Raw genomic sequence first — 10,257 nt, 5'->3', positions numbered from 1 at the left:
TTTCGATGTGAGTGAACCGATGCCTCTTTAGTAACATTTTAACTGAGTGATCGCGCACTTATTGACTTTATAACCCCAATTCATATAATATATATTGTTGATGAAGACTGGATAGAGTCTTACTTAGGGCGTAACGCATGCGAGCACCCTCTCGGTTTTTGTTGCTGACGGGACAGCGGCTGAACTTTCCTGTCAGGGAGCGTATCATTATCTATCCTTCGCTCAACCAAACAAAACCCGCGCAAGTAGAACCCTAGACGAAATTTAACTAACAAAGGAGTCTACCTATACAATGGCACGTTACACTGGTCCTAAATTTAAACTCAGCCGCCGTCTTGGCATTTCCTTGAGCGGCACTGGCAAAGATTTGAAGCGTCCGTTCCCTCCGGGGCAACACGGTCCTAACCAACGTAGAAAAGTAAGTAACTACGGAGCACAATTGCTCGAGAAGCAAAAACTGCGCCACATGTACGGTTTGGGTGAGAAGCAATTCCGCACCCTGTTCGAGAAAGCGCAGCACATGCCTGGTATCGCGGGCGAAACGTTCATGATCTTGCTTGAAAGCCGTTTGGACAACCTGGTTTACCGTCTGGGCTTCGCGAACTCTCGTGCAGGTGCACGTCAGCTCGTATCCCACGGTCACGTAACGGTTAACGGCAAGAAAGTAGACATCGCTTCTTACCGCGTTAACGTTGGCGACGTTATCGGCCTTCGTGAAAGAAGCCGCGGTCTCTCTTCCGTGAAGGAAGCTCTGGAGAACCGCACACATCTTCCAGCTTACCTGGAATTCAACGACACGACGCTGGAAGGCAAATACATCCGTTTGCCAGAACGTTCCGAGCTGTCGCAAGACATCGACGAGAAGCAAATCGTCGAGTTCTACAACCGTTAAGATTCGGAAGCAAACCGACCCAAGTTGTTCTCAACTTGGGTCGGTTTTTTTGTGCGCCAAGATATGAAAAAAGGCCGGAACGAAGTGAATTCTCGTCCCGACCTTTGATTCCTGTTATTTTATCGACAACTTCGCGAATTTGCGTTTGCCGACCTGGATGATCTCTCCGCCCGACAGCTCCACTTCCGCGTTCGGATCGCTGATCTTCTCTTCGTTCAGCTTCACTGCCCCCTGCTGAATGCTGCGTCTCGCTTCCCCGTTGGAGGCGGCGAACCCAAGCAGCGTCAGCAGCTTGATCAGACGGATTTTGCCATTGTCCAGCTCAGCGGCAGGAATCTCTTTCTCTTCAATATCTTCCGGCAGCGCCCGTTGCTGGAACACGGTGACGAAATGCTCTTGCGCCGCATCGGCGGCTCCCTGACCATGGTACATCCGGACAAGCGTATGAGCCAATTTCATCTTGGCATCACGTGGATGCACCGCCCCCGATTTAAGGCCTTCGATTAGCTCTGCCAATTCTTCGAGAGACAGGTCAGTCACCAACTCAAAGTACTTCGTCATCAGCTCGTCCGGCACAGACATCGCTTTACCGTAGATTTCGTTTGGCGCTTCATCAATGCCGATGTAGTTGCCAAGGCTCTTACTCATCTTCTGCACGCCGTCCAAGCCTTCGATGATTGGAGTCATGATGGCTACTTGCGTGTCTTTGCCATATTCCTTCTGCAGCGTCCGGCCCATGAGCAGGTTAAACTTCTGGTCCGTTCCCCCCAGCTCGATATCGCTCTCCAGCGCCACCGAATCCATGCCTTGCATCAGCGGGTAGAAAAACTCATGGATGCTGATCGGCTGACCGCTTGTATACCGCTTCGTAAAATCGTCGCGTTCCAGCATACGTGCCACGGTTACCTTTGCAGACAGCTTCACAACGTCGGCGAACGTCATGGGTGCAAGCCACTCTGAGTTAAAGTTCACTTGCGTTTTGCTCGGGTCCAAAATTTTAAAAATTTGCTGGCGGTACGTTTCCGCATTCCGCTGAACATCCTCTTCTGTCAGTTGCTTGCGGGTTTCCGATTTACCGGTCGGGTCGCCGATCCGTCCCGTAAAATCACCGATGATCAACTGCACCTGATGGCCTAGCTCCTGAAACTGCCGCAGCTTCTGCATCACCACCGTATGGCCGATATGAATGTCCGGCGCGGAAGGGTCCAACCCCAGTTTCACTTTCAGCGGCTTGCCGGTCACTACCGACTTGATGACTTTTTGCTTCAATTCATCCTCCGGCACGATCTCCACGACACCGCGGGAAATTACCTGAAGCTGGCGTTCCACCTCGGCCTGCTGGGCCGCGCTTAATTCTTCCCATTTCATTGCTCTTCTTACCTCCATATTCATTAGACCTGCTTAGAAATCTAAACGCAAAAAAGCTCCTTCTCATCCGAAGGGACGAGAAGGAGCACTCGCGTTACCACCCTAATTAAAACCGCTTGCGGATCCTGCAGCGAATTGCCAGACGAACCGATGACGGTTTTCACTTCATTCACATAACGGGATATCCCGGTACCGGACTACTGGCGCATCTTTGACGCGCGTTCCCCCGGACGGCTCCAGACGGTAATTCAAAAGCGATCCGCTCATCGGTTCGCAGCAACCACCGATTCTCTGAGCAGCGGGAATCCGCCTTCTACTGAGTCTTTCTAAGCCTTTGTCGATTTGCAATTTAAAATATTATATAACATAGATGCATTCCTCAAGTCAAATCTACGAAAGCTAGGTCATAAGCAGGAAGTCGGCTTCGTAACACGCCAAAATACGCTGAAAAAACATCCAAATCCCCTTTTTTATGCTATAATGTTGCTGTTTATAAAGGAGGATCATGCATGGATCATGAGAACGACAAAAACTCCGGCAAGCTGCGGCGCAATAACCGGAGCGAAAAAACCGCAAAACCCGCCCGGAAGCGCAAAAAAGGCAGATTAGCCTGGGCGATTGTGGGTTGGCTCGTTCTGTTTGGATTTGCCGGCGCTCTGTTTGCCGGTGGAGCCGTATTCGGATACGTATCCTCCATCGTAAAGGACGATCCGGTGCGGTCGCGTGCCGACATTGAAGCAAAAATCAATCATAATGAAATGACCGGCTTCGCCTATTTCCGTGACGGCCAGCCGATCGGCCAGCTGCGATCGGAAGAGGACCGCCGTCCTGTCACTTATAAAGAAATCCCGCAAATAGTGATCGATGCTGTAATCGCTATCGAGGACAATCACTTTGAAGAACATATCGGGATCGACTTTAAGGGGACGTTGCGGGCGGTGAAGCAGCGGGTGCTCAAAGAGGACGTGCAGACCGGCGGCAGTACGCTGACTCAGCAGCTGGCGCGGCGCGTGTTCCTGAACCTGGATAAGACCGAAGACCGGAAGGTTAAGGAAATGCTGCTGGCGCTTCGGCTGGAGCGTTTTTTATCCAAAGAAGAAATCATTACAGCTTATTTGAATAAGGTTCCCTTCGGCAACGGTTCGAACGGGTACCAGGTTTACGGCATCAAAGCCGCGGCCAAAGGGCTCTTCAACGTCAGCAATCTGTCGGATTTGAATATCGCCCAAGCGGCCTATTTGGCGGGTCTGCCTCAGCTTCCCTCCACCTATTCCGCTTTTAACGGCAAAGGGGAATTTAACGAGGAGGCGTTCGGGCGGGCGATCAAACGCCAGCAGCTGGTGCTGCAACGTATGCTTGAGGAGAACAAAATCACGCAAGCGCAATACGATGAAGCGATGGCCTTCGATATCAAAGGATCGCTGGCCAAGCCAACGAAGAAGGCGTATGACACGTTCCCGTATCTGATGCTGGAGACGGAACGTCAAGGCGCCATTGTCCTGGCGATGCTCAACAATCCGGAGATGACCAAAGAAGAGATTGCCGCCAACTCCGCCATCCTCGAGGAAGCTCGGCAGGAGTTGCTGACCGGGGGATACCGGGTGTACACGACCATCGACAAGAAGGTCTACAACGCTATGCACAAGGTATCGGAGAACGCGGACAATTTCTCTCCGTACAGTGAGAAGAAGGGGCTGGAGCAGGTCGCCTCGATGATGATCGATAACAAGACCGGCGCGATCCTTGGCATGATCGAAGGCCGCGACTTCTATACGGAGCAAATGAACTATGCAACGCAAATGAAACGGCAGCCCGGCTCTACGATGAAGCCGATCGCCGCTTATTTACCGGCGCTTGAAGAAGGGTTAGTTCAGCCCGCATCGATCATTGATGATTCGCCGATTATTTTGAAGGACTACCAAAAAGGCTTCCACATCCCGGTCAACTCGAGCGGCGGCTATAAAGGGTTGGTGACTGCGCGGACCGCTTTGAATGAATCGCGGAATATCCCAGCGCTTAAGGTGTTCAACAATATCGTGGGCATCGACAAAGCGTGGGACTTTGCCAAGAAGCTGGGCATCACCACATTGGAAGAAGAGGATTACCATGCGCAAACCGGTGTACTTGGCGGCTTGAAATATGGCGTCACCGTTGAAGAACTGACCAATGCGTACAGTTCGATCGCTAACGGGGGGCAGTTTACCGACGCATATATGATCGAAAAGATTACCGATGCGAAAGGCAACATCGTCTACAAACATGAGGTGAAGCCGGAGCGAGTCTTCTCCGAGCAAACGGCTTACCTGATGACCGATATGCTTCGCACCGTTATCACGGACGGCACCGGCAAATCGATCAAGAGCGACTTCAAGAAATATGGCAAAATTCCGGTTGTCGGCAAGACCGGAACCACACAAAACTATGCCGACGTCTGGTTCATGGGTTACTCGCCGGACGTCACGCTGGGCGTATGGATCGGGTATCGCGAACCGGTGAACACGCTGTCGGAGGCCGGCAAATCCCGGGCGCGCAAAATATGGGCGCTCGTGATGAACGAGGTTACCGATAGCAGACCGGAATTGTTTGCGACCGAAGCGTTCACGAAGCCGGACGGCATCGTGAAGAAGACAGTTTCCGGCTACAGCGGGAAGTTGCCTACCCAGTTGACCCAACAGGCCGGGAAGCTGGTTACGGATATTTTTAATGCGAAATATGTGCCAACCGAACCGGACGACGTATTGATTCGCGCCAAGTACGTGACATACGAAGGCATCAACTACGTGCCGCTCGAAACAACGCCTTCGGATATGCTTCGTGAGAAAGTTGTCGTGAAGCGCGAGACGCCGATCGAAGTGCTCAAGGAACAACTGGAGCAGGCGTTCGCCGGAATGTCCGGCAGTCACAAACCGCTGAGCTTCTACTTGCCGAAGGATGCCGGGGAAGATGCGCCTTACAAGCCAGATCCTCGTGTCGACGATGGTCAGGCACCAGCGCCTCCGGCGAATGTTGCCTTGTCTGCAGGCAGTGGAGCAGCGACGATCACGTTTAATGAAAATACGGAAAAAGACGTCGTCGGTTACCGTTTGTATCGCGCGGATGACGGCGTGACGTTCCAGTATACTGGGAAAGCCGCGCTGGTTGGAGATCCGGCGGTGATTACTGACGATCGATCCGTGGGCTTCACCACCGCGTACTACGTCACGGCCGTTGATGTGGCCGGCAAGGAATCGGCGCCAAGCGTGATCGTCAACGTTTTTGGCGGCGGTGTATTCCCGGGCGACGGCTCGACGCCGAATACGCATGGTGAAATGCCAGGCGGCAGCGACGGTGGTATCATTGGAGACAATGGGAACAACGGTCCGTTACCTTCATCGCCAGCTAACGTGAGCGTGAAGCAGGACGACCGGGGATTCACGGTGAGCTGGGATGCGAACGGTCCGCTTGACCTGGTGACGAGCTACAACGTCTACGTGTCCGATGCCCAAGGCGGCACCTACACGAAGGTCGGCTCCACCTCGGACCCGCACTTCTCGTTCAAGACCGACTCCAGCTCCGTCTGGATCCAAGTCACCGCCGTCAACGTGCTGGGTGAATCCCCGCCGTCGGCGCCGGTGCAGTATAGTAAATAGCGAAAAAGCAGCAGGTGTGTGCCTGCTGCTTTTTTGTGTGGGATTAGTTTTCAGCCAGAACTCCGTTGTCCGTTGAAATATATATGATTTTTCGAGTATATTTGGTGGCATCCCCCCGTTTGGCGGCAATATACTCGATTTTTCATATAGAATCTCAAGTTTTGGGCTTCAGGAGGGTGATTCTATATGAAATTTCATATAGAATTGGTTAAATTCGCCGGATTCCTGAGAATATACTTGATTTTTCATATAGAATTCCGTTTTGGCGGAAGAGGGTGTGCTCCCGGACCGGACCAGACCGAACCGGACTAGACCAGTTCAAGCCAAACCGAGCCCGGGCCAGACAAGACCAGTCCAATTCAGTCCAGACTCAACCCGCTCCCAAACCTAACGGCCGATCCCATTCCCCGCACCCAACCCAAAAAAGTCCCCTCAAGCCTCAGCTTGAAGGGACTTTTCGAATACAAACTTAATCCTCAATCGTCGACAAATCGCCGGCTGGGAGGTTGAGCTCCCAGGCTTTGAGCACGCGGCGCATGATTTTGCCGGAGCGGGTCTTCGGCAGTTTGTCTTTGAATTCGATTTCACGCGGAGCGGCGTGGGCGGACAGCCCTTCCTTGACGAACTTGGCGATTTCCGCCTTCAGCTCCTCGGATGGTGTAAAGCCCTCGCGCAGCGAAATAAACGCCTTGATGATCTCTCCACGCACCGGATCCGGCTTCCCGATCACCCCTGCTTCTGCAACAGCCGGATGCTCGACAAGCTTGCTCTCGACCTCAAACGGACCAATCCGTTCGCCGGAGGAGTTGATCACGTCGTCGATCCGACCCTGGAACCAGAAGTATCCGTCCTCGTCCATATAGGCCGTATCGCCGGAAATGTACCAGCCCGGGATGCGGAAATACTCCTCGTACTTCGGCGCGTTGTTCCAAATCAGTCGCATCACCGACGGCCACGGGGTGCGAATCGCCAGGTTCCCCATCCGGTACGGCGGCAGCTCCTTCCCGTTATCGTCAATAATCGCCGCTTGAATGCCAGGCACCGGTCTGCCCATCGATCCCGGTTTGATCGGCATCGACGGGTAGTTACAGATGAGCTGGCCGCCCGTTTCCGTCATCCACCAGGTGTCATGGATGCGGCGGTTATACACCTTCATCCCCCAACGAACAACCTCTGGATTTAGCGGCTCACCCACCGACAACACATGGCGCAGCGACGACAGATCATATTGCTTAATGATATCCTGTCCAGCTCCCATCAGCATCCGGAATGCCGTAGGCGCGCTATACCACACAGTGACTTTGTACTTCTGAATCGTTTCGTACCAATCCGCCGGGCTGAAGCGACCGCCGCGCACGACGTTGGTCGCCCCATGCAGCCACGGGGCAAAAATCCCATAAGATGTGCCGGTTACCCATCCCGGGTCCGCCGTACACCAATAAATGTCGTCTTCCTTCAGGTCCAGCACGACATGGCCAGTATGATAATGCTGAATCATGGCATTATGCACATGGTAAACCCCTTTGGGTTTGCCAGTTGAACCCGATGTATAATGCAAAATCAGGCCATCTTCGCGGTTCACCCACTCGATCTCAGCCTCAGGGGATGCGGCTTCCATCTCCGCCTTATAATCAACGATACCGTCCCCGGCCTTCACATCGTCGCCTACAACGATGATCGTCCGCAGCGTTGGCAGCTCTTCGCGCTTCACCCGCGGCAGCAATGCCGGCGTCGTGACCAACGCAACCGCACCGCTGTCCTCCAGACGATCCTTAACCGCCGTTTCCATAAACGCCTCAAACAACGGCCCAACCACCGCACCAACCTTCAGTGTACCCAATACACTCACATAGAGCTCCGGCGTCCGCGGCATAAAGACGAAGACCCGATCTCCCTTGGTGATTCCGTATTTGCGCAGCACATTGGCAAACCGGTTGGTCAGCCCCTGCATGTCCTCGTACGTGTACGACTCCTCACGCGTCGGATCACTGAATAACAGCGCCGTGCGCGAGCCCTTGCCCGCATCGACATGGCGGTCGATCGCCTCGTAAGCCATGTTCACTTTGCCAGTGACGTACCAGGAGAACTTCTTCTCGACATCCTCCCACTTAAAGTTCTTATACGCCTCTTCGTAGTTGCCCATATTGGACGACGGAACGCCCGATGAAATGACTTCCCCTTGCAGTTGACTCATCGTTTCATCCTCCCTTAATCTTTGGAAATCTCCAAGCAATAGATCAAAGTTTATGAAAACGGATACATAGCAACGTAAGTTGAAAGCTTTGTTTCAGCTTCATGGGTGTGGGCATCCGTTTTGATCGAAAAAGCAACGACAGAACTTAAACAACTGAGGCGATTTACGAGGACAACGATCACACGAGCGGATTGAAAATGTGAAAATTTTATGTCGGAGAACATTATAGCACACGTTTTTACACACAGGCTACACTTTTCATTTTTTCTTTTTTCTGTTATAAGTGAGGGGAACGAGCAAAGGAGGCGGTTCCATGGAACATAAAAAAACGTATATCCGCCACACCCTGCCCCATCAGCAACGTGAAATTGTTGTGGAAGGACCCGTATCCCCTTCCCATCTTCAAACCTTAACCATGCATCCCGACCTGGACGCCTTCCGCAAGCCTGCCGATCAACATGCTGCGCTGGTGGAAATTGCCGGACTTCCAGAGGGACGGATCATCCTGGCCCGGGAGGATTCAACCATCGTAGGATACGTCACCTTTCACTATCCCGACGAGATGGAGAGGTGGTCTCAGGGCAATATGCCTGACCTCATCGAGCTGGGGGCGATCGAAGTGGCCGATGACTATCGGTCGCTCGGAATCGGATCGACCATGATCCGCACTGCATTCGAAGACGAGCAGATGGAGAAGTACATCGTCTTTACGACCGAATATTATTGGCACTGGGATTTGAAAAAGAGCGGGCTTTCCGTATGGGAATACCGCAGCATGATGGAGCGTCTGATGAAGACGGTCGACATGGTCTGGTATGCCACTGACGACCCGGAAATTTGCTCCCATCCGGCCAACTGCCTGATGGTGCGGATCGGCAAGGAGGTTCCTTTGTCGTCCGAGGAGCAGTTTGACCGGATTCGTTTTCAGCAGCGTTTTATGTACTGATAGTTCAAAAGGAAGGCGTGATGAATCCATGCCTGGAAGCGCTTTATTTGTCCACCATGAACAGGCGATGAACTACCGGTTTCACGACAGCCATCCGTTCCATCCGATCCGGCTGGAACTGACGATGGACTTGCTGCAGGAGCTGGGCGCACTGACGCCGCAGCAAATGCACCTGTCGCGCCCGGCAACCGACGAGGAACTGCTATGGATCCATCAGCCGGCGTATGTTGAAGCAGTGAAACAGCTGAGCCGCCCGAATCCCGAGGCGGACTGGATCACGCGCGGCGAGCAGTTCGGACTATTGGACGAGGATACGCCGTATTTTCCCGGCATGCATGAAGCGGCTGCCTGGGTCGTTGGAGGAACGATTACGGCTGTAGAAGCCGTGCTGTCCGGTTCCACCACCCACGCCCTGCATCTCGGCGGCGGCCTGCATCACGCCCTGTCGGCGAAAGCCGCCGGCTTCTGTGTCTACAACGATGCCGCAGTGGCCATTGACTATGCCCGTCGAAAGTATGGCGCACGCGTTCTGTACGTTGACACGGACGTCCATCACGGGGATGGGGTACAGTGGAGCTTCTATTCAGACCCCGATGTTTGCACCTATTCCATCCACGAGACCGGAAAATACTTATTCCCAGGTACCGGCTTCCTTCCGGAACGCGGCGAGCATCAAGGCTACGGCGCTTGTATGAATCTGCCGCTCCAGCCTTATACGGAGGATGCCTCTTGGATGGAATGCTTCGAGGAGTCAATTCGGCGCTTAACCGCGCATTTTCAGCCGGATGTGATCGTCAGTCTGCACGGCTGCGACGCCCATGCGCTGGATCCGCTATCGCATATGCACTGCAGCATGGCGATCTATCGCGATATGCCGGCGATCCTGCACGAGCTGGCCCATACGTATTGCGAGGGCCGCTGGGTGGCGATGGGCGGCGGCGGTTACGATTTCTGGCGAGTCGTCCCGCGGGCGTGGAGCTTGCTATGGCTGGAGATGAGCGATCACCCCTTAATCGCTTCCCTGCGCCAGAGCCCGCTACTCCCACTGCCGCAAGCCTGGATCAACCGCTGGCAGCCGCAGACCCCGTTCCAGCTTCCTGCGGCTTGGCTTGATGATCTATCCCACTGGGAGGGCATTCCCCGCCGGGCGGAAATTACAGCAAAAAACCGCGAGAGTCTCGCGGTCGCTTTACAGGATTATCCCTAAAGCTCAGGTGGGGCCTGCTCA

General features: G+C 53.7%; 6 protein-coding genes and 1 other annotated feature. Of the genes, 4 read left to right on the top strand and 2 right to left on the bottom strand.

From position 1 onward, the window contains the following. Positions 1 to 292: 292 nt before the first annotated feature. Positions 293 to 892 (top strand): 30S ribosomal protein S4, encoded by a 600-nt coding sequence (gene rpsD, locus RW092_RS20865; RefSeq protein WP_016311592.1) that lies wholly within the window; start codon positions 293 to 295, stop codon positions 890 to 892. Positions 893 to 1,006: 114 nt separating this feature from the next. Here rpsD and tyrS read toward each other — a convergent pair whose 3' ends face one another. Beyond that, the gene (tyrS, locus tag RW092_RS20860; RefSeq protein ID WP_316011184.1) at positions 1,007 to 2,260 is read right to left on the bottom strand and encodes a tyrosine--tRNA ligase; all 1,254 of its coding nucleotides are present in this window, start codon (positions 2,258 to 2,260) and stop codon (positions 1,007 to 1,009) included. 68 nt (positions 2,261 to 2,328) lie between these two features. Next, positions 2,329 to 2,598, bottom strand: a binding site (T-box leader). Between the two features lie 171 nt (positions 2,599 to 2,769). Here tyrS and RW092_RS20855 point away from each other — a divergent pair. Beyond that, positions 2,770 to 5,889, top strand: coding sequence for a transglycosylase domain-containing protein (locus RW092_RS20855; protein WP_316011183.1), 3,120 nt, complete (start codon positions 2,770 to 2,772; stop codon positions 5,887 to 5,889). A 469-nt stretch (positions 5,890 to 6,358) separates the two neighbouring features. On the opposite strand, the gene acsA is transcribed toward RW092_RS20855, so the two are convergent. Continuing rightward, positions 6,359 to 8,083: an acetate--CoA ligase gene (gene acsA / locus RW092_RS20850; RefSeq protein ID WP_085278641.1), complete on the bottom strand. Its 1,725-nt coding sequence runs from the start codon at positions 8,081 to 8,083 to the stop codon at positions 6,359 to 6,361. 313 nt (positions 8,084 to 8,396) lie between these two features. Here acsA and RW092_RS20845 point away from each other — a divergent pair, with 313 nt between their 5' ends. Both RW092_RS20845 and RW092_RS20840 read left to right on the top strand, forming a co-directional pair. Further along, on the top strand, positions 8,397 to 9,029 hold the full coding sequence (locus tag RW092_RS20845) for a GNAT family N-acetyltransferase (RefSeq protein ID WP_085170776.1): 633 nt from the start codon (positions 8,397 to 8,399) through the stop codon (positions 9,027 to 9,029). Positions 9,030 to 9,057: 28 nt separating this feature from the next. Beyond that, positions 9,058 to 10,236 (top strand): acetoin utilization protein AcuC, encoded by a 1,179-nt coding sequence (locus tag RW092_RS20840; protein WP_085170777.1) that lies wholly within the window; start codon positions 9,058 to 9,060, stop codon positions 10,234 to 10,236. Positions 10,237 to 10,257: the final 21 nt, after the last annotated feature.

This window comes from Paenibacillus sp. 3LSP (genome assembly GCF_032465655.1).
GTDB classification, from domain to species: Bacteria; Bacillota; Bacilli; order Paenibacillales; family Paenibacillaceae; genus Fontibacillus; species Fontibacillus barengoltzii.
Note: the sequence above shows the minus strand (reverse complement) of the source record. Positions and strands in the feature narration are given on the sequence as shown.